This is a genomic window from Nitrospira sp. NS4 (assembly GCF_049546785.1).
GTDB lineage: Bacteria > Nitrospirota > Nitrospiria > Nitrospirales > Nitrospiraceae > Nitrospira_D.
In genome coordinates this window covers 1-20,171 of record NZ_JBMWAN010000010.1, presented here as the reverse complement: position 1 = coordinate 20,171, position 20,171 = coordinate 1, and the positions used below count along the sequence as shown (strand labels likewise).

The window sequence follows — 20,171 nt, the reverse complement described above, 5'->3', positions numbered from 1 at the left end:
GGGTCTTGCCGGTGAACACCTTGCGCCCGTACTTGGGGGTATTGACGATCAAGGCCGTATCGCCGTGGTTCCAGTAGCCGACTTCTTCGCCGTAGTAGTACGACTTGGTCTTGATTTCCTTGCCGTGCGCGTTCGGATCCAGGGTGATGTTGAAGGGATCCTCACCCGTGTGCACGGCCAGCCCCGCGCCGGACCAGGGGGTCGCGGTCCAAACCCCGGCTTTATAGTTCCCGGACCAGGTATGCTGCCCGGTGCCGAACTTCCCGACGTTCCCGGTGATGATAAGCACCATCGCGGCCGCGCGGGCATTCGAAGTCTGATGGAAGTAGTGACAGGTGCCTTCGCCGTTGTGGATCGCGGCCGGCTTGATCGTACCGGAATCCCGCGCCCAGCGCACGATGAGGTCCTTCGGCGTGCGGCAGATCTGATGCGTGGTATCCAGGTCGTAGTCCTGGAAGTGCACCAGGTACATCTGCCACACCGGCATCGCGTCGATTTCGCGGCCGTTGAGCAGCTTCACACGGAAGGTTCCGTTGAGGGCCGCGTCGATCCCGCTATTCGTATAGTGCCAGCCCACCTGCTCCCGATGGAGCGGCACCGCCTGCTGCTTGTTGAGGTCCCAGACCATCATGCCGCCGAGCCGTTCGATCTGCTCCGGCTTCAACGACTGCATGCGGCCCGAGTAGCTCTTCGAGAAGTCCGGGAACTTGTAATCCGCCACCACGTCGCGCGGATCCAGATACTGCAAGGTATCCGTGCGGACAAGGATCGGGGCATCGGTAAACGACTTCAGGAAGTCAATGTCGTGCATATTCTCATCGACGATGATTTTCATGGCGCCGATAAAGAGCGCGCCGTCGGACTCCGGACGCAGCGGCATCCAGTAATCGGCGCGCTGCGCGGTCGGGTTGTACTCGGGCGTGATGACGACTACGCGGGCGCCGCGCTCGATACATTCCAACTTCCAGTGGGCTTCCGGCATCTTGTTCTCGACGAAGTTCTTGCCCCAGCTGGTGTTCAGCTTGGAGAAGCGCATGTCGCACAGATCGATGTCGGACCCTTGGGCTCCCGACCACCAGGGGTGGGCGGGGTTCTGGTCGCCGTGCCAGGTGTAGTTCGACCAGTAGCGGCCGCCCTGCGCCTGTTCCGGGCTGACTTTGCGAATCCAAGTATCCAGCAAGGCGTTCACACCGCCGTTCATGCGGGTGTTACCCATCTTACCGAGAATACCCAGCACCGGCATGCCGGCGCGGTGCTTGAAGCAGCGCGTGCCGGCGCCCTTCATCATTTCAATCATTTCCGGCGCATAGCCCTGCTCGCGCAGCCGGCGGGCGCCCGCTTCCCCGCTGTACCGCGTGGCGATGATGATGTAGGCCTTCGCGGCGTAGGTGAAGGCCGTGTCCCAGGACACGCGCAGCATGTCGTCCAGGAAGCGGCTGTCAAACTTGTACTTGCGCTTGGTTTCGGGCGTCAGCTCGGGCGAGCCGTCGTCCATCCACGCCTTCCAGCCTTTCCGCATCAACGGACCCTTCAAGCGATAGGGGCCGTACACGCGGCGATGGAAGGTGAACCCCTTCAGGCACATGCGCGGGTTGTGCGCGAACGTCCCGCGGTTGCCGTAGAGGTCTTCATAGGTCTGGTGATCGTAGTTCTGCTCGACCCGCATCACGACACCGTTCCGGACGAAGGCCCGGATGCGGCAGGCGTGCGTGTCGTTCGGCGAACAGCACCACGTAAACGAGGAATCGTACCGGTATTGATCGTGATAGACCCGCTCCCACGACCGGTCCGGATAATCGCCCAACGGGTTCCCGACTTCAATGACCGGCTGCAGCGCGGTCAACGCCAGGACCTTATCCGCCACCGCCACTGCGGCCACGGTGCCCGCGGAGACTTTCAAAAATTGCCGACGTGACAAAAACATGAAGGTGTTCCTCCTTGCGAGAATGTATAAATAGGATGATTTCTCGTATGTACTGCCGCGCGGCTCATCTTTCACCTCCTCTCTTTCACCACTGCCAGAATACCTTCGTATGGCATGGCGACCATGCGGCCCCATCCAACCCCGCAATTCTCATACCGTCACACTTGTAACGAATGACAGGGATAACTCGTTGAATTAATAGAACTGAGATGTGAGAGCGAATTGATGCAGTCATGCATAATCGCGATAAACCGCGAAGAGATCGCGAAATCGCGTGGGAGCGATGTGGGGAATTGTTTGGTGAATGGAAATACAAGAGGCCTGCAGAACCGGCCCCAAAGACAATACCCTACGTGAGATCACTACAGCGCGGACACCTCGGTTGAACCGCAATGTCTGGCTCTTTCTTCGTTCCCAACGCCGCCAGTGAAAAGACGACGAGAGTGCTCGCCCCGAACAACAACACATTAAAGGAGATCATGATTGCCGCGAATCGCACAGTGTGGATATTCGCCAGAGTGATTTGTCGCGCATAATCTCTTCACGCGCCAAAACACTCGCACTGAGGAGCGAATGTATCCCATCAACACCACTATCTGCTCCAACCCGGTTGTTCGGCCCGGGTGCAAGTCACATTCTTAAATGCGTACTGAGTGCATCAGTCAATTCCTCACTGAGTTCTGGGCGTTCTACGCCAAATACTCAGGCACAATGGATTTACCTCAGTCCTTTTGGTCGCACGTGAGGTTGCCAATGCGCCTGACCGGTGATCGTGTAAGACGTACGGTTCGCACGTATTACGGGATCATCCATGTATCCACAGTTGATACACCGATATCCCTGGAATAATAACCAGGTCTTCTCCTCACAGATACCAGTTACCATCTCACTACTAGGGACCAGCAATCCGCCGCATCGGGGGCATGTCATGGGAGGGATCCTTTCCTGCCGTGGATAGAACGTTCCTTTCACGACGACTCGACATTCATCTCGTCTGCTCATTCTTGTCAGGGTGACGGATCCAGCAGGCCAGAATGACGCCCGTCATGATGGTTCAGGAGAGAATCGACGGATTTCGGATAGCCGCCCTCCATCAATCCTTGAAGTGCCGACCTTTCTCTGTGAGAGCGATCTTCGTCGTGTGAGATTGGATTTTGTTGTTGCCCAAGAACATCAGCCTCCAGCCCTATTGAAGGAGCAAGGGCGGACTTTGGTGCACCAATGTCAGAGTCTTGCATGGAGATGGGCGTTTCGTGATGGAGCCATTGCTCCACCGATTGCCAGGACCCGCGTACCATGCTAGACGCCTCGGCCTGGGGATCTGAATGACGCATATGGTCTGACGCGAGGGACAGACTCATAGCGACGATAGAACCTGATATATGCGAGAACAAGGCGAATACACTCACAGTGACGTAATTCAACGCTTCCCCTCCCTTTATTGGCATGACCTCCTGGAAGCCATGTGGATAGCAGGCAGGTCTAGAATACGCAGGTGCAAGGTGATTCACGCACGCATGAGACTTATTCCTACCGCTGTCATCGCAAGCCATATGCCATGGAGAGATGAAAGACAGGCCTGAATATAACTTTCACAATTCCTGCAAGTTTTAGAGGTGTCAGCGCCAGATGAGGTGCGGATGAGTTACGCACAGGAGAGTTTCTGTTGCGACGGATCGCGATTTATCGCGAAGCATCGTGACCGACGGCGTGTTCATGCCTCTTCGCCCTTGGCTCACAAACTCGGCATTCCCGTCTACCCCCTCATTTTATAGTTCCTTCTTTGCAACATAGCCTTGCAGGTTAAGCTGGCACCGAGTTTGCGGATAGGGGAAAGAGCCGTATTCACATCACGTGGATGGAAATCTCAGGAACCAAGGACGTGAAGAGGACCACTGTGAGCATCATGCTGCGGCAACCGGGTTGTCTGTTCTTCAGGATGGCGAGATGTGGTCATTGCCCTGCCCGGAGACAATCTGGTCCAGGATGAATGTGAGTCGGGGCCGCACGATGGTGTTGTACTTCCGTCCTCCGGTTCTACGATCGATCGTGGTTCTCGTTTTGTTGTTTTGTCCCTTCACGGCGGCACAGGCAGAGAACGTGGCTCCCGGCGCCCACTGGGGCGCCATCGACTTTCCCGATCGGGACCGGACCGTGATTGCGGGATTCACCGTCAATCGGTTTACGGAATTTGATAGAAGCCGGCATCGCTTCAATGCCATCGATCAAACCGCCGGGTTCAATTTCGCCACGTTCAGTTGGACTGACCGGATCAAGGCGCTTCCCGGTTGGTCTGGCAATCTGACATTCGGGGCCGGGCCGACTTCGGAGAGCCCCTCGCACAATATCCAAAGCTTCTTCCATCATGCGACCGACCAGGCTGTGGTCCCCGTTGATCAAACACGCGGGGGCGGGGATTTCATGGTCGGCGGGTCGTTGACGAGATGGAGCAAGCTGTTCTCCTCGCGGGACACCGGGTTTGCCGGCATGGGGGTGGCCGGGGGGTCCCTCTATCAAGAGGTGTATGGACGGATCGGGGTGCGGCACCTCTCATTGGCAGAGCTGGCGGCCTGGATGCTTCCCGGGTCGGAGCCTGAACTGCTGAATAGCGTCTCGCGATATGTCCGGTTTTCTGCCATGGGCCGGTATAGCCGGCTTTTTGGGGGCTCTGCCTATCCCAGTGATGTCATTACCAATCAATCCTATCTGGGCCAAGCCTCGGTGTCGTTCGCGGATTTTGGTGTGGGCAAGGACGCAGTGCCACGATGGCAGCTGGAAGTGGTGCTCACGTATGATTCGGGGTTGTTTGCGCGCACCAACACGCACATGATTTTGCGCCGTTTTGGGTCCGTTGCTCTGCATTTTCCGTATGGGACTTTTGAGGTATGGGACGATTGGGTGGGGTCAACAGATTCCGGCCCCACCTTTGGCTATCGCTTCATGCTGAATCTCCTGCAGTTGTATCCTCTCTTTGCCGGCGAGTGAGGAGGCCTAGAAGCGGAGCGGAGCCGCGCCAAGCCCGGCGCGGCCTCCGGGCGATCACGCAGCCGGTCACCAGTCCCAGGTGTTACTTCAGTGTTAGCCGAAGCGGGAAAGAGACCGTGAGGCGGAAAGTCCACACGATCTCCTCCGGACCGAGCAGTTGAGCAAGGAATTCTACCGTTGTGTCGGTCGCATCTCCTGCCGGCCCATGGCTTGCCTCACTTCTGCCTGAGAACTTCTGAACGATAATGGAACCCTGTCGTGAAAATCACGAAATCTCGCGGTCGCTCACCTCAATTCTCCCGCCACGTGGAGTGTGATACCCTTGTAACTCTTTGTGATTGTTCCTTCTGTCGGCATACCGCAGAGGGAACGCCGTTTGCTAGCCTACTCCAACTGCACAACTTTCGTGAATCCACTTCAGGCTATGTCGGAGAGGGTGGATGAGAATACAAACCCACTCTTCTAACGATGATCGCGGGGATGTGGCCTAGTGGGGATGCCACATCCCCACTAGGCCTGGCCTGGCTAGGTTTAGCTTACACACCGCGAAAGGCATCAAGATCCTGAGCGCCTATGTGGCCGTCACGGAACATACCTACTACACCACGGTCCGGGATAAAGACTATCAATCCTTGCTGGAGTTTTTCGAGCCGTTGGTCCCGACCCAAACCGGTGGCATTCATCCGGTCACGACGATGGATGAATGGACGAAGCACATTGATCCGAAGAGAAGGGGATGAATCGGTGATTGGCGAAAGGAGGGCAGGTCGGGACTAAAACTTTTCTTCTCCCGATCCGGAGTTTTGGCGACAGTCGAGAAATTTATCTAGGCAGCACATCCTTGCCAAAACTTTATCCGGCATTCGAATCCTTGCCAAGAATCATGCTTAAGCCTTGTACGACCTAACAAATCTAGAAGTTCTTTGAGTTGAGGCCATAAACTTAAATCATGCTTGATGAGATTTGTTAAATATTATCACTAGATAGTAATCTGGCAAAGATACGATTCCCCGAGATGGCATGGATTCGGGAAAATCGTCACACAGGGCAGATTTCTTATAGATCCGGCGCGATGCTTTCCCCTACCTAATCTAATCGGGTAAAAAGATACATGCGCTGGGAATTGGGAAAATGGCGAGCACGAAACCCACTAACGAACAACAAAGGCCATCTAGCAGTACACCGGAGAAAATGTCGCCCCCTGTGCCGCTTGGTTACAGGAACACGAACGACGCCTGTCTCAACGGGGTACACGGACCAGCGTATTCTGATCCCGATGATGAAAGACATCCGGCCGCCCGGGCATCAGCAACTGGCTGTCTTCCTCGTAACGGAACGTGGAATCATTCAGGACAGTGACGTGCAGCTCGTAACGGACCGTTCTAAATTCCCGGTCAAGAAACTGGTTCGAGCAAATTCCGTACGTGCCTGAGCCGTGCTCCGCCACCAGCGAAAATGACTTGGCTCCCGGCTCAACGGTTCCTCCCGCAAGCACGGTCACGCCACGGGGCACGATGAAACAGCGCATGACCTGCTTGGCCTGCGCGTCCCAGAGCCAATAGCCCACTTCCTCATGGAACGGGTCCGATTCCCCGATCCTCCAGACCGTCGTGGCGTATCGCAATCCATACAGGGTTTGCTCATGGTTGCGCACCGGCCCCATCGGGTCAAAGGTGATGCGCTCCCGAAACCGGTTGTGTTCCGTCCCGCGATCGTCCGACGGCGCCGTATCGTCTCCCTTGTCTCCCTCCCACAGGCCGGCGAGCGGGGCAAGCGGGCCCAACTGTGCCATGAGTTCCTGAGTCATCTTCCTCTCCTCCCTGCCTCATCCACGACCGGCATCGGCTGACTCGACTCACCCGGTCCGACAGACTGTTCGCAGAACGTGCTCAATCGCGGAAAATCCGCACCGGAACTTTTTGTCCTTTGATTCTGGTGCGTCCCAGCGTCTGGATGATGCCTTGCGCCATCGCTTCCGGCACATCGACGAGGGAAAAGCGGCTCTCGATTTCAATCGCGCCGATCATGTTCGAATTCACCTTGGCTTCGTTCGCAATGGCGCCGACCAGATCGCCCGGGCGAATTCCCGCCTCACGTCCCGCCCCGATATAAATCCGGGCCATCCCGGCTGCCCGTCCGCCGCTGCGTACCGGTCTACCCATGGCCGGCCGCTCACTCGGTCTGGCAGGAGCGCCACGATAACGATCGTCGGGACGTCCCATCGGGCGCTGCGACGGCCGGTAAGGAGGCTCCTGCGGCCTCACCGGGACGGCAGGAATTTCGGCTTCGTCCCGCTCCCCGCCCTGTCCCTGGTGCGCCAGCTTCATCGCCGCCGCCGCCACGTCGATCACTTCGAAATCTTGCGCCAGGGTGGTGACGACCGTGCGGAAGTGCTCCAGGTCTCCGGCAGTCAGCACCTCGCGAATCGAAGAGAGTGTCCGCTCCACACGCTTGGCGCGGAGATCGGACACCGTCGGCACCGGCGCCACGACGACTTTCGCCTTGGTGAGCTGTTCGATGCTGCGCAGGAAGCGATGTTCGCGCGGGTCGATGATCGTGATTGCCGCGCCCTCGCGCCCGGCCCGGCCCGTCCGGCCGATGCGGTGCACATAGACTTCGGCGGAGGACGGCAGGTCGTAGTTGATGACGTGCGAGACGCTGGGAATATCCAGGCCGCGGGCCGCCACATCCGTCGCGACCAGGAGTTCGGTCTGCCCGCTCCGGAAGGCCTGCATCACGCGATCGCGCTGCGGCTGGCTCATGCCGCCGTGAATGGCTTCCGCCCGATGGCCGCGGCTGTTCAGCATGACCGTGACTTCGTCCACTTCCACGCGGGTCCGGCAAAAGACCAGCGCCGATTTGGGGCCCGCCATATCCAGCACCCGCGCGAGCGCCGCGGCCCGGTAGGGACGCGAGACCACATAGGCGGTTTGCAAGACTTTGGGCGCAGATCCGGCCTTGACCGGTTCCTTGGCAATCGTAATCTCGACCGGTTGTTTCAGATGGCGATGGGCGATCGACTTGATGCGCGGGGGCATCGTGGCGGAAAACAGCGCCGTTTGCTTCGTCTCGGGGGTCTGCTCAAGAATCGCGTCGAGATCGTCGGCAAACCCCATGTCGAGCATTTCGTCCGCTTCGTCCAGCACGACCATCTGGATGTGTTTGAGCTGCAGCGTATTGCGCCGCAGGTGGTCCAGCGCCCGTCCGGGCGTCGCCACGACCACATCCACGCCGCGCTTGAGGGCATATAACTGCGGTCCGATCGCCGCGCCGCCGTAGATGGCCAGGACCGAGGTCCGGAGTTCCTTGCCGTAGCGCTGCAGCGCTTCACCCACCTGTATGGCCAGCTCGCGGGTCGGCACGAGAATGAGGGCTCCCGGCCGTTGCTTGGGGCCATGGGCCAGCCGTTGCAGCAACGGCAACGCGAAGGACGCCGTCTTGCCGGTACCGGTCGCCGCCTGCCCCAACAGGTCTTTTCCCGCCAGCAACGGAGGGATCGACTCGCGTTGAATCGGGGTAGGTTCCTCGTAGCCCAGCGCATCCAGCGTCGCGAGCAGCGAGGCTTCCAGACCGAGTGCGGCGAAGCCGGGCGAAAAGCCATGGACGGCCGTGGCAGTGGACGGTTCAATCTCTTCGTGTTTCATAGAGCCTGTGGTATCCCTTTCTGATATTACTGCGCCATTTGTTTCGGCCAGAGCGATTCGAGCTCCGGAAACTTCGCGCGATAATCCGCATGGCTGGCACGGATGACTTTCAGCGCTTCCTCGCGCCCGTACAGGCTCGTAATCTCCACTTTATGCTGGACCGATCCGGGAGCCTGCTTGTAGGTGAGAAAATAATGCTGCAACCGATCGATCACCGCGATCGGACAATCCTTGATATCCTTGAAATCTCCGTAGGCCGCATCGTCTTTCATGACCGCGATGATCTTATCGTCGGCCTCGCCGCCGTCGGCCATGCTGAACCCGCCGATGGGGATCGCCGTCAGTAGAATATCGCTGTGCGGAATCGTCTTTTCCGTGAGCACGCAAATATCGAGCGGATCGCCGTCGCCGATCATGCCCTTCCGTTTGGCGCGTTTGGCAAAGAGCCCCGCCACTTTTTCGCCGCAGAAGGTTTGCGGGATGAGTCCATAATAGACCGGGCAGAAATTGGAAAAGCGCTGCGGGCGATCGACCTTGAGAAACCCGCTGTCTTTGTCGACTTCGTATTTCACTGTGTCGGTCGGCACGATTTCAATATAGGCGGTCACCACATCCGGCGCCTTCTCGCCGATCGAGACCCCGTGCCAGGGGTGCGCCTTGAACATCAGACTCATCAGTCGTTGAATCGGATCCAGACCCGAACGCCCCATCATTTCCTCCTATAATTCCCGTAAGACACAATTAAACTGCCCGCACAATCGGACTCGGCCCCGACGCCTGCGCCGGATGCTGCCGCATGAAAACGGCGCAACGGCAGACCGAAGCGAGCATCCGAGGCGCTGCATCAACCGACACAATCCGGCAAACGGCCGCTGTTGTTAGGGACGACAAGAAACGGACAGGGACATGTCGAACGGCTAGGCCCCTTCGGGCTCCTGAATGGGCCCGGCCCATTCGCCTTTCGCCAGTGTGACTTCTTGATATCCGCCATCGGGCCATTGAAACTGGCCTGCCGCATCCACTTGGACGATGAACGGATCCGCTTCGTGGGCTTGACCTCGAAACCAGTACCACCCGGCCGCCGTCGGCTTGTCTGTGGTCCACCGATAGCCCGTCATCTCCGCAATCCTCTCGTGCTTGCCGTGGCAGTCTGCTAGAGTCTGCCTCTCATGATTGCACACCCTATCATGTCCAGGCTCCCAATAGAAGATGTGTTGCCGGCGGTCTCCGCGGCCCTCTCCCGGACGCCCAATGTTGTGCTCACCGCGCCGCCCGGCGCAGGGAAGACCACCGGGGTGCCGCCGGCGCTTCTCGGCGCGCCCTGGCTGGGGGGCAAAAAGGTCCTGCTCCTCGAACCGCGGCGGCTGGCCGCCCGCGCGGCGGCGCATCGGATGGCCACCCAGCGGCAGGAGACCGTCGGCGAGACCGTCGGCTACCGTATGCGGCTCGACACCAAAGTCGGACCGAACACCCGCATCGAAGTCGTCACCGAGGGCATCCTGACCCGCCTCCTCCAGCACGATCCGTCCCTCAACGCCTACGGCGCGGTGCTCTTCGACGAGTTTCACGAGCGCAGTCTGCAGGCGGACACCGGCCTCGCGCTCTGCCTCGAATCGCAGCGCCTGTTTCGCCCCGACCTGCGTCTGCTCGTCATGTCCGCCACGCTCGATGTGGATGCCCTCGCCGCGCTCCTCGACCGGGCCCCGGTGATCGCCTGTGAAGGGCGCATGTTTCCCGTCGAAACCCGGTATCTCGACCAGCCGCTGACCGGGCATCTCGACAAAACCGTGACACAGATCATCCGCCGGTCGCTGGCGCAGGACAGCGGCAGCCTGCTCGTCTTCCTTCCCGGCATGGCGGAAATTCGCCGCGTCGAACGGACATTGCTCGACGCCGCCCTCGGTCCGAAGATTCTGGTCGCGCCGCTCCATGGCGATCTGTCGCAAGCAGCGCAAGATCTGGCCATCGCGCCGGCCCCCGCCGGAACAAGAAAAATCGTGCTGGCCACCTCGATTGCGGAAACGAGCTTGACCATCGACGGCGTGCGCGTCGTGATTGACGCCGGGCTCCTGCGCGTCCCGCGCTTCGATCCCCGGACCGGATTGACCAGACTCGAGACCATTCACGTGACACAGGATTCCGCCGATCAGCGGAGGGGCCGGGCGGGACGTTTGGAGCCGGGCGTCTGTTACCGCCTGTGGACCGCATCGGAGCAGACAACGCTCACACCGCGCCGCCCCCCGGAAGTGCTGGACGCCGATCTCGCCCCGCTCATGCTCGACCTGGCCCTCTGGGGCACCGCAGACCCCTCGGAGTTGTCCTGGCTCACGCCACCACCGGCTGGAACCGTCGCGCAGGCGAAAGACTTGCTCACGCGTCTCGGCGCACTCGATGCTGGAGGCGCTATCACCGCACATGGACGCCGGATGGCCGACCTGCCCATCCATCCACGCCTGGCGCACATGCTGCTTAAGTCCATCCCGCTGCATCTCACATCGCTGGCCTGCGACCTGGCCGCGCTGCTCAGCGAACGGGATCTGCTGCGCGGGCCGCCCGGCGGGCGGAATGCCGATTTGCGGTTGCGGCTCGATATCCTGCACGGCGCACAGGACCATGCCGGCGGCGGGACCATCGATCGCGTTGCCGGTCAGCGCATCCGGCGCACCGCAGACCTCTGGCGGTACCAGCTCGCGCGTCTGTCCGGCACACAGCCGACGGAGAAACGCCACGAGCACGACGCAGCGGGGATGCTGCTCGCCCTCGCCTATCCGGATCGCATCGCCCAGCGGCAGCCCGGTCCTGACCGGCGCTATCGCTTGGCAAACGGGCGAGGCGCCGTCTTTCCGAATCCCGATCCCCTGGCAACGGAAGAGTTCCTGGTCATTGCCGGGCTGGACGGCGCCACTCAGTGGGCGCGCATCGATCTCGCCGCGCCGGTCGCTCCGGCCGAAATCGAACAGCTGTATCAGGAGGACATCCGCACGTCGGACTCTGTCGTCTGGGACGAGAAGACGCAAGCCGTCCGCGCCACGCGACAGCGGCAACTCTGGAGCCTGGTGTTATCCGAACAATCGCTGTCAAAACCGGAGCCATCGCTGATCGCTGCGGCCCTGTTGCAAGGCATTAAACAGAAAGGGCTCGACCAACTGGCCTGGACGCCGGAGCTGCAGCACTGGCGGGCACGTGTCCAATTCGTGCGGCGCATGACCGGCCCGGACTCATCCTGGCCGGACCTCTCGAACGAGCATCTGCTGCAGACCCTCGACGAATGGCTCGGCCCCTATCTGGACGGAATCACGACGCTCGAACGGGTGAAGCGGCTCGATCTCGCCACCCCGCTGCACGCCCTGCTGACGTGGGAGCAACAGCGGCAGTTGGAACGTCTGGCTCCGGCACAGATGACCGTGCCGAGCGGCTCACAGGTCCGCCTCGACTACGAATCCTCCGACCTGCCGGTGCTGGCCGTCCGGCTGCAGGAAATGTTCGGCTGTACCGACACCCCGCGCGTGCTGGAGGGGAAAGTTCCCGTCACGTTGCATCTCTTGTCGCCGGCCAGACGACCGGTGCAGGTGACGAAAGATCTCGCGAGCTTCTGGAAGTCCGCCTATGTGGAGGTCAAAAAAGAACTGCGCGGCCGCTACCCGAAACACCACTGGCCCGACGATCCCCTCACAGCCCCGCCCACGGCGAAAGCAAAGCGGCGCGCTTCGTAATTCCGCTTCGTTCGTAGGATAGAGGCAGCAAACCCATCTCCATTATGGTGAGGGCCTATGCGCACCCTTGCCGGTCTCACCCTGGGGCTGCTCCTGATAGGCACAACCCCGCTCACCCGGGCCGACGAAGGAACGGCCCTGCTGCCTCCCGTCTATGCCATTCCCTTCGACGACTATGACGAAGCCGCGATGCAAGCCGAAATGGCGGCGCAGGTCACGGCCTTTCTGGAGACGATGCAGCGGAATCATGGGCGCAGCGAAGAGGCCCTTCGCAACGCTGTGGATGGTGAATTGGAGAAAGAGGAACGCGGCAAGCTGATCTATGGGCGGCACCTGGCCGACCACGGAATCCTTGAGGGGTATGAGTTCAGGGACGGGGCACTGGTCCGGGGCGAGTATCGCTGTCTCCAGCAGCCGATCAACCACCTCAACGAATTCATCGGCTACTATGGAGCGGTCAAGACCGCGCTGACGAGCGCCTTGGGAGCGCCGCTTCAAGATGAGACCCTGTGGAGCAACGACCTCTATCAACCCCTTCCCGACTACTGGGGCGTCGCGGTGCTGATCGGCCATTTGCGCTATGCCGCCCGCTGGGAGACCCCGAACGGCATCATCTCACTGGAACTCACCGGCAATCGCCACAGCCGCCTCGTCATCGAGTATCAGAGCCCTGAGTACCTGGCCAACAAGCAGCAGACCTGACAGGTTGAGGCCAAGGTTGAGGTTCAGCGAAGATCCAACGTATTTTATCCCAACCTGAACCTTAGCCTTCTGGCCGGCTGCCTACTGTCCCGACTCTCAATACCCCCGCCCCGTGCTGCCGCCGCGGCCCATCCGATCCAGCGGAAGCGCCTCATAGCGCGCCTTCAGATCAGGATGCTCGCCGAGATAGCGCTTCACCGCCGCATCATCGGCAAAAACCTCCGGGCTGCGCTTGCGATACTCTTCGACCGTCAGCCCGTACTTCCCTAAGAGAGCGCTCAGTTTCGCGTTGATGTCCGCGCCCATTTCTTTCATCTGTTCAGGCGAGGGCCGCTGGCCTTCCTTAAACCGCTCGCCGCCCTGAAAGTAGTTCGTCATCATCTCGCCGATCTCGATGCGGGCTTTCACAAACTTTTCCACCTCAGCCGGATCAGCCGCCAGGCCGATTCCGGCACAAAGCACAACGCCCAACGAGATGCCGATGATGTGACGCAGTAGATGCATGGTCATGATTGCCTCATAAAGAGTGGATAAAGAATTCGATCCGCCGGACAGACTCCATCATAGCATCCCGGCTGAAGAAAAATGGATGGGGCACCTTCCCGCCGGCCGGATCGCGTTCCTTAATCGCAGACGCCATCGAACAGCGGATCGCAGACCAGAGAGCCGATTGTCGAAGGACGCATGTAGGAGGAAGAGGGGTCCTGATATCCCAACGAACCCTTCAGCGGCGGGCCGCCCGGCATTCCCGGCAACCCCTGCCCCGCCGAGCGCAAGGATCCCGAACGGCTCGAACTGGGAACTGTGGCCACTCCCTGAACCGTGCTGACAGACGGGGTCGTTGCAACTGTCGGCGTGACTGCAAGCAGAGAGATATCGACGCCCGCCTGCAGGCTTTGTGTGGATGGATTTTGTGGATTTGCCGGTGTAGGAATCGTCTGGGACAGGCCTGGAGGCACGAAGACAACAGACAGCCAGAGGGCGAGCCCCATCCGACTGAGAGTGGAATTGTGGGGCCCACCTCTTTGTCGGGAGAAGGCCATCTTCATGGAGGAGAAGATGAATCGGGAATCAGAGAAGAAGGTGACCATTGCCGCAACACCCTCGCCTGAGGCCTTACTGATCTTGTTCGTACACAACGTAGCAGGATTCGCGAGGAAAGTGTAGGCACCGGTCACATGGATCACGTTACCCGGTCGGCCATCAGCCATGTATCGGAACCCTCACGCCCTTCTGATCGCGCTGCTGCCGGAGACCCCATCACAGTCGAAAATAGCGGTACAATATGCTTATGGCCACGTTACATAGAATGGCGGTCTTTCTGACGCTCTTAGGGGCGGCAGGGCCTTGTGTGCTTGCTGCCGCTGAGGAAGAGCCGGCAGAAGCCCCCGGCTATAGCGAGCGTTTGGATCAGGCATTGGGGGCCGAGGGTGGAGTCCAGGTGTATATGGACCCCGAGGGGAACGTCGGAACGATCATCGATCCCCCTGGCGGTGAACGTCAGATCACCATACAGCTGCCGCAAAGTCCCTGGATCAACCTCGGGCCTCCCCTTCAGTTGCACAACAGTCCCTTCCATGTGCCGCCGACCGTAGGCCCTGGCAAACCTCCTGCTCAGGAGTTTCCACGGAAGGCGCGCTAAGGCATCGCGCCTGAAGAATACAGGCTCAAGACTATGAGGAATTGGGATGGATCTTGGTGCCGGAGGCCTGGATTGAACCGGCACGGGCCGCACGGGGCCGACGGTGTGAAGAGCCCCCGGCAGGGAGACGGTAAGGGACAATCGAGAGGATGTGCGCGAAACAGGCCCCAGATGCTGGTAATAGCTTCCAAGGCTAGTACCGATTGGATGGATAGAAGAAAGTGTGCCTAGGGCGAAGTCATATCCATCAGAAAACCCGCTGGTCTTATGCGGGGCGTCGGGCTTACCAACTTGCGATGTGCCGTTCGGTCGTCCAACCACAACCGTCACGATTGGCGACCCCGCGTGCCGTGTAAGTGGCCTCTCCAAGGTTAGGCCCTGCCTCTTGGCATCAAATTTCAGCACGCGTCCCTTGGTCGTCACACCGGAGTCATAAGCGCGGCACCCCAACCGCGTGTGAGGTTCAGCATAAGACCACCGGTCACTTGTTAACCCCTGTGGCAAATCCCTGTGCTTATCGAATGGTCACGCATCTTCAACAATCAATACGGACGTTCGCACACTCCATCGCCTCCAAACCAAGACCGGTCATCACGCCACCCCTTTGTCTTTCCATAGGCGTCGCCCGCGACCTTGCGCTGCTGGTTCATGATTCGAGCGCCCCTCCGACAGCCAGAGGTTCCATCTCCATGTTCGTGACGATGTCCCGGCCGTTGGTGACCTCCAGAATCCTGAGATAGATCTGCTGGGCATTACGTGACCATTGAGGGTTCAAAGGGAGACCACGAAATGCCGCTTCGGCAGCTTTCTGTTCGTCATGAGTGAGCACAGCTAATGTAGTCAGGGTGCACCTCCTCGTGCTTATGAACAATACTTCCTGCTTACTTATTTAGAGCCATGGCCTGCGAGAAGGATTCAGCGCATACGTCATTTGTCCACGCGGAAACAAGAAACCGGACAGCCCGGTCTCCCATGTGTTTGATTTCATATGCGTATTGAGGAGCCTGAACAGCAGACCCTGCTGACGGAGAAGGATTGGGTCAAAACGCCGCCGGTTCATCGCTTCTTTCTGGTGGGACCTCTCGCGATGCGATAGAGGGCCGCTCCCACCATCGCCACGATCACAAGACCAGGCCAGCCGCCGAAAGGAGGCGAATCAAAGAGGGTAAAAGGATCGGGACTGAGGCTGGGCCATAGCACGGTCAGCGCAATCGGGATCGCCAGCATGATGCCCATCAAGGCTTCACCGGTGATCAACCCGGCTGAAAAGAGGAGCCCGCGCCGCGACGGTTCCTCGCCCTTCAGAGCCGCTCTTCCGGCGAGGGTGGAGATCACGCCACCCGCACAAATGGCGGCCGACAGTTTCAGCGGCAGGTAGATGCCAAGAGCAACGGCGAGCACGGGCAGACGCAAGTCGCTTCCGCGCGCTTCCTGCCGTCGATCTATCAGAATGACGACCATCCCGATGGCCGCGCCCAGTCCTACGAGATGCCATGGCAGCCCGGCTCCGAACACGCTTTTCGTCAGGTTGGCCATCAGCGTGGCCTGCGGTGCGCTGAGGGGATGCGGGTGGCTCATCGTCGGCTCTCCGATTCCGTACTTGGCTTGGAGCAGCGACAGGACCGGAGCAAGGACCACGGCGCCGGTCAGCACACCGACGACCTGCATCACTTGTTGTTTCCATGGCGTCGCCCCGACCAGATGACCGGTTTTCAAATCTTGCAGGTTGTCCCCGCCCATGGCCGCCGCGCAACAGACGACCGCCCCGATCACCAAGGCCGCAGCCGGCCCCGCCGGATGTCCGGATCCCATGAAGAGCACGAGCAATAGAGCGGCACACATAATCGTGGCGATGGTCACGCCCGACACGGGGTTGCTTGAACTCCCGACCAACCCGGCCATGTAGGCCGCCACCGAAGAGAAGAGAAACGCCGCGACCGCCATCACGATCGTCATCAGGAGGCCGATCATGGGGCTGCCCACGACCGAGGTATAGATCCAGGCCATCGGGACCAGTGACAGCCCGAAGGGCACCACGATCCAGAGCAGCGAGGCATCCTGTTCCGTCCTGGCCGTGATCGGCGCACTTTTAGAAGACCGCGCACGGTAACTGTCTCGCAGCGTCTGAAGACTCTTCCACACCGGTTCGCGCAACTTCGTCAGCGTCCAGAGTCCCCCGGTCAGCATGGCGCCGATGCCGACGTAGCGGATCTGGCTGCTCCAGATGGCCGTCGCCGCCGCCAGTCCGGTCAGATCGGGCGGCAGACCATTCAGGAGCCCATAGGCCGGCATCAAGATCATCCACCCCACGACGCCGCCGAGGAAGACGACCACCGCCGTGTTCAGCCCGATGATGAAGCCCACGGCGAGCAGCGCGGGCGACAGATTGAGGCCGGCATAGAGCACGGATCGCCCGACCTGCGTGGCCCCTTCCAGCGATTCCGCCCACAAGCGCAGGCCGCTCTCGCCGAATTTCACCGCCCCGCCAAGGAGGGCGGCTGACAACAGGGTCCGGAGATCGCTTGTCGAGTCGACCGGGCCGGCCTCGCGTCTTTCAGCAGCGGCGACTTTCAAGACTTCCGCGGTCGCCACGCCTTCGGGGAACCGCAGGCGAGCGGTGACGATGAGCGCCCGACGCAACGGGATGGTAAAGAGCACGCCGAGGAGGCCCCCGACCGCGGCGATCAAGGCTGTCTGCCAGTAGTCGAAGGCCGACCAATAGCCGATCAGAAGCAGGGCTGGAATGGTGAAGATCACGCCGGCTGCCAGCGCCTCGCCCGACGAGGCCGCTGTCTGGACAATATTGTTTTCGAGGATGTTGGACCGGCGGAACAAGCGAAGAATGGTCATGGAGGCGACGGCGGCCGGAATCGAGGCGGAGACGGTCATTCCGGCAAACAGCCCGAGGTAGGCATTGGCGGCGGCCAGGATTGCCGCGAGGATCACCGACAGCACGACCGCTTTGACGGTGATTTCAGGAAGCGTGACGGTGGCGGGGACGACGGGCTGGTCGTCCTTCATGAGCCATGCCGAATAGAGGAGACAACGAACATAGATGAGGCCGCTGCCGGTGGAACTCTCCGTGCCGATCGACGAGGCGGTCTCATCATAACTCAGCGTTTGAAAAATGCAACTGAGCAGGTCAGAACCACGGCTCAGGTTTCAGGCCACAACAAGAAGGAGCCCCCTCGATGCGTTCCGGCCTTTCGCTTTTCCGGTGGACTTCTTGTCGGCCAAACCACGACAATCAAATCAGACTACAACCGATGGTGCGGCCCGGTCTGGTCCGGTACATATGCCTTCGCATGAGATCAGAGACTCGTCCTGCCATTTTCAATTACAGATAAGGAGAAGAAGAATGAAACCTAGGTTCAGCGTCACCCTGTCGCTCCTCGCACTCGTCATGGCCCCGACGCTTGCGCTCGCCCAAGTCAATTTCACCAAGCACAACTACTACGTCGGGATGGGCGACAGCGTCGCCGCCGGCGAAGGGGCGATGCCCGTCACGAACGGCTACGTGTACCGGCTGTACGACGAAAGCGCGTTCGGCAACAAGCAGGAGATGGACTTCTCCAACATGGCGCTCCGCGGCACCAGAAGCTGGGATCTGCGCGATCACCAGGCTCCGCAGGTGGTCTGTGCGGAGCCCGAGCAGCGCCCGACCGTTGTCACCATCACCGCCGGGGCCAACGATTTTTTTAGAAATGATCCGGATGTGGTCAGCAGCGCGAACCGCGTGGCGCAGGCCGTCGACTTGTTGCTCAATAACGACGGCGTCCTGAGTCCGGCTCTCGGGGCCACGCCCGTTCTCGATCCTGTCACCGGTCAGCGATGCCGCGCCCTCCAGAACGTCACGATCCTGGTCTCGAACTACTACAACATTCCGCACCCCGTCCCCGCGGTGTATCAGTTGCTTGATTCAGCGGTACAGGGATTCAACCAGGCGCTCAGCTCCTGGCTGCAGGCTGTCGTCGTGCCGGCCGGGTCCAGAATCGCCGTCGTCGATCTGTACACACCATCCCTGGGGCGGCAGGGACTCGTGACGATCGACCGGAGGCTTGGGTATAACGGACCCTTCGACTTCGACATCCATCCGACCAACCTGGGCCACGCCTTCATCGCCGGCGAATTCAAGAAGGTCTGGAACAGCCTGCCGTAGCGCGCCCGCCCCCTCAGCATGCTGTACTTTCGGTACGTCGGATGCGTCGAAGATACTCTGTTCCGCACGATGGGATCAGGCAAGCCGTGGTCTGCGGGCCCGTGCTTGTCCTGGCCGTGCGGCTGGTTGGTGAATTTTTAACCAGAGATAGATTGGCTAAATCATTCTCAGATGTGAACCGCCGGGAGCCGCGAACAAGGGCCGGGCAGCCTCACTCCTCGGCGCACAGTCAGAAACGGCTTCCAACCCCCTTTATTTCTCCCCTGCTTCTTCGAGCGGAACGTCTAACAGTACTTGCCATCGGCCCTGCCGAGCGCAACGAGAGCCGATTGCAAGTCGCAGGCGCCTTGCCCTCATGTTGAACTGGGGGATTATCAACCGCTGGCAACGGGCTGGAGACCAATTGTTCCACCCATCCAACGGTGAATCTTTTATTCCCGTCTAGAACCTCTTCAGATTCAGTGCAAGGCTTCTTTTATTTTTAGATTTCGACATCTCCTTGAAATAGCAACGCTTTCTACAATGAACCCAGAAGGCATGATGCTTGCGCATAATTAGGGGGTAGAAGGACTGCACATAAATAAGCGGCGGCCACAATGATGCGTAAGCCAGAAGATATAACTGGTGTGGCGGTGTTCCTCAGTGTCGACGAAGAGCTGTCGTTGTTTGCCTTGCTCGCGGCTGATGGTTCTATGAATCGATTGGGAACCGGCACCATAGATAATGCTGAGAAGAAGATGTGCATCGAGCCGACACGACTGACGAAGACAACCGGGATGGGATTCCGTCACGCCAGCGTCGAGGGAGAAGGACAACACCGAACTCCCACATGCCGCCCCATCACTGGAGTGACGGGTGAATGTGGGGCTCTGCCTCTTGACCGGAGCCTTCGAGATGGGCGACCCCGTTCTTTCCCCCATGGAGCAAGCGCTGCCTCGCGCACGCGTCCTGAGCCGGTCATCACAATCAGCAGGTCGTGGCATTGCGGATCAAAGGCGCAGGTTTCCTGCCCTCTTTCTTTCACGGTCTCTATCAAAAAGGAGATCATGATGTATCGCACCCACACGATCAGGAGCATCATGTGTCTCATGCTGCTGGGCGGAGTCCTGCTGCTTGGCGGCTGTAACAACGACAACGCCCCGGACACTACCGCCCAGCTCCCGACCTCGGTGAGCGCGGCCCTTAAGGCTTATGTGAAGGCCTCCAACAGCGAAGCCGGCGACACCTTTAGCGGTAGCGTCGCGCTCAGCGGCGACACCCTGGCGGTGGGGGCTATTGGGGAAGCCAGTTGCGCCGACGGGATCGGCGGCGATCAGACGGATAACGGCTGCGGCATCGCCGGCGCGGTCTATGTCTTCACGCGCACGGCCGGGGTCTGGACCCAGCAGGCATATGTGAAGGC

At 60.0% G+C, this 20,171-nt stretch carries 15 protein-coding genes; 7 read left to right on the top strand and 8 right to left on the bottom strand.

Going from position 1 to position 20,171, the window contains the following annotated elements:
* Nucleotides 1–1,924, bottom strand: a 1,924-nt coding sequence (locus ACO9S2_RS17615; protein WP_423723730.1) for a molybdopterin-dependent oxidoreductase, incomplete at its 3' end; no start/stop codon positions are given.
* Nucleotides 1,925–3,910: 1,986 nt separating this feature from the next.
* Between ACO9S2_RS17615 and ACO9S2_RS17610 the strand changes: the two genes are divergently transcribed.
* A complete protein-coding gene (locus ACO9S2_RS17610) occupies nucleotides 3,911–4,909 on the top strand; it encodes a hypothetical protein (RefSeq protein WP_423723729.1) in 999 nt (332 codons plus the stop codon).
* Nucleotides 4,910–5,484: 575 nt separating this feature from the next.
* Entirely contained in the window at nucleotides 5,485–5,649 is a 165-nt protein-coding gene (locus ACO9S2_RS17605; protein WP_423723728.1) for a hypothetical protein, read from the top strand.
* 500 nt (nucleotides 5,650–6,149) lie between these two features.
* Here ACO9S2_RS17605 and ACO9S2_RS17600 read toward each other — a convergent pair whose 3' ends face one another.
* From ACO9S2_RS17600 to ACO9S2_RS17585, 4 genes are all read right to left on the bottom strand, one after another.
* Entirely contained in the window at nucleotides 6,150–6,716 is a 567-nt protein-coding gene (locus ACO9S2_RS17600; RefSeq protein ID WP_423723727.1) for a heme-binding beta-barrel domain-containing protein, read from the bottom strand.
* Between the two features lie 82 nt (nucleotides 6,717–6,798).
* Nucleotides 6,799–8,553, bottom strand: coding sequence for a DEAD/DEAH box helicase (locus ACO9S2_RS17595; protein WP_423723726.1), 1,755 nt, complete (start codon nucleotides 8,551–8,553; stop codon nucleotides 6,799–6,801).
* Between the two features lie 26 nt (nucleotides 8,554–8,579).
* Nucleotides 8,580–9,263, bottom strand: coding sequence for an inorganic pyrophosphatase (locus ACO9S2_RS17590; protein ID WP_423723731.1), 684 nt, complete (start codon nucleotides 9,261–9,263; stop codon nucleotides 8,580–8,582).
* 207 nt (nucleotides 9,264–9,470) lie between these two features.
* On the bottom strand, nucleotides 9,471–9,671 hold the full coding sequence (locus tag ACO9S2_RS17585) for a hypothetical protein (RefSeq protein ID WP_423723725.1): 201 nt from the start codon (nucleotides 9,669–9,671) through the stop codon (nucleotides 9,471–9,473).
* Nucleotides 9,672–9,740: 69 nt separating this feature from the next.
* Between ACO9S2_RS17585 and hrpB the strand changes: the two genes are divergently transcribed.
* Nucleotides 9,741–12,266 (top strand): ATP-dependent helicase HrpB, encoded by a 2,526-nt coding sequence (hrpB, locus tag ACO9S2_RS17580; protein ID WP_423723724.1) that lies wholly within the window; start codon nucleotides 9,741–9,743, stop codon nucleotides 12,264–12,266.
* A 57-nt stretch (nucleotides 12,267–12,323) separates the two neighbouring features.
* On the top strand, nucleotides 12,324–12,968 hold the full coding sequence (locus ACO9S2_RS17575) for a hypothetical protein (RefSeq protein WP_423723723.1): 645 nt from the start codon (nucleotides 12,324–12,326) through the stop codon (nucleotides 12,966–12,968).
* 96 nt (nucleotides 12,969–13,064) lie between these two features.
* Here the strand turns inward: ACO9S2_RS17575 and ACO9S2_RS17570 are convergent, their stop codons facing one another.
* Nucleotides 13,065–13,478, bottom strand: a complete 414-nt coding sequence (locus tag ACO9S2_RS17570) for a hypothetical protein (RefSeq protein WP_423723722.1) — start codon at nucleotides 13,476–13,478, stop codon at nucleotides 13,065–13,067.
* A 113-nt stretch (nucleotides 13,479–13,591) separates the two neighbouring features.
* On the bottom strand, nucleotides 13,592–14,179 hold the full coding sequence (locus ACO9S2_RS17565; RefSeq protein WP_423723721.1) for a hypothetical protein: 588 nt from the start codon (nucleotides 14,177–14,179) through the stop codon (nucleotides 13,592–13,594).
* An 80-nt stretch (nucleotides 14,180–14,259) separates the two neighbouring features.
* On the opposite strand from ACO9S2_RS17565, the gene ACO9S2_RS17560 reads away from it, so the two are divergent.
* A complete protein-coding gene (locus ACO9S2_RS17560; protein WP_423723720.1) occupies nucleotides 14,260–14,610 on the top strand; it encodes a hypothetical protein in 351 nt (116 codons plus the stop codon).
* Between the two features lie 1,056 nt (nucleotides 14,611–15,666).
* On the opposite strand, the gene ACO9S2_RS17555 is transcribed toward ACO9S2_RS17560, so the two are convergent.
* The gene (locus ACO9S2_RS17555; RefSeq protein WP_423723719.1) at nucleotides 15,667–17,631 is read right to left on the bottom strand and encodes an OPT family oligopeptide transporter; all 1,965 of its coding nucleotides are present in this window, start codon (nucleotides 17,629–17,631) and stop codon (nucleotides 15,667–15,669) included.
* 337 nt (nucleotides 17,632–17,968) lie between these two features.
* On the opposite strand from ACO9S2_RS17555, the gene ACO9S2_RS17550 reads away from it, so the two are divergent.
* Both ACO9S2_RS17550 and ACO9S2_RS17545 read left to right on the top strand, forming a co-directional pair.
* Nucleotides 17,969–18,769 carry an SGNH/GDSL hydrolase family protein gene (locus ACO9S2_RS17550; RefSeq protein WP_423723718.1) on the top strand — a complete coding sequence of 267 codons (801 nt, stop codon included), beginning with the start codon at nucleotides 17,969–17,971 and terminating at the stop codon, nucleotides 18,767–18,769.
* A gap of 1,049 nt (nucleotides 18,770–19,818) precedes the next feature.
* A partial coding sequence (locus ACO9S2_RS17545; protein WP_423723717.1) for an FG-GAP repeat protein occupies nucleotides 19,819–20,171 on the top strand: 353 nt, incomplete at its 3' end.

What these genes read in the sequence shown, in the direction of transcription:
- ACO9S2_RS17610 (WP_423723729.1), top strand. Translation starts at nt 3,911, where the DNA reads ATGAATGTGAGTCGGGGCCGCACGATGGTGTTGTACTTCCGTCCTCCG.
- ACO9S2_RS17600 (WP_423723727.1), bottom strand. Translation starts at nt 6,716, where the DNA reads ATGACTCAGGAACTCATGGCACAGTTGGGCCCGCTTGCCCCGCTCGCC.
- ACO9S2_RS17595 (WP_423723726.1), bottom strand. Translation starts at nt 8,553, where the DNA reads ATGAAACACGAAGAGATTGAACCGTCCACTGCCACGGCCGTCCATGGC.
- ACO9S2_RS17590 (WP_423723731.1), bottom strand. Translation starts at nt 9,263, where the DNA reads ATGGGGCGTTCGGGTCTGGATCCGATTCAACGACTGATGAGTCTGATG.
- ACO9S2_RS17585 (WP_423723725.1), bottom strand. Translation starts at nt 9,671, where the DNA reads ATGACGGGCTATCGGTGGACCACAGACAAGCCGACGGCGGCCGGGTGG.
- hrpB (WP_423723724.1), top strand. Translation starts at nt 9,741, where the DNA reads ATGTCCAGGCTCCCAATAGAAGATGTGTTGCCGGCGGTCTCCGCGGCC.
- ACO9S2_RS17575 (WP_423723723.1), top strand. Translation starts at nt 12,324, where the DNA reads ATGCGCACCCTTGCCGGTCTCACCCTGGGGCTGCTCCTGATAGGCACA.
- ACO9S2_RS17570 (WP_423723722.1), bottom strand. Translation starts at nt 13,478, where the DNA reads ATGACCATGCATCTACTGCGTCACATCATCGGCATCTCGTTGGGCGTT.
- ACO9S2_RS17565 (WP_423723721.1), bottom strand. Translation starts at nt 14,179, where the DNA reads ATGGCTGATGGCCGACCGGGTAACGTGATCCATGTGACCGGTGCCTAC.
- ACO9S2_RS17560 (WP_423723720.1), top strand. Translation starts at nt 14,260, where the DNA reads ATGGCCACGTTACATAGAATGGCGGTCTTTCTGACGCTCTTAGGGGCG.
- ACO9S2_RS17555 (WP_423723719.1), bottom strand. Translation starts at nt 17,631, where the DNA reads ATGAAGGACGACCAGCCCGTCGTCCCCGCCACCGTCACGCTTCCTGAA.
- ACO9S2_RS17550 (WP_423723718.1), top strand. Translation starts at nt 17,969, where the DNA reads ATGAAACCTAGGTTCAGCGTCACCCTGTCGCTCCTCGCACTCGTCATG.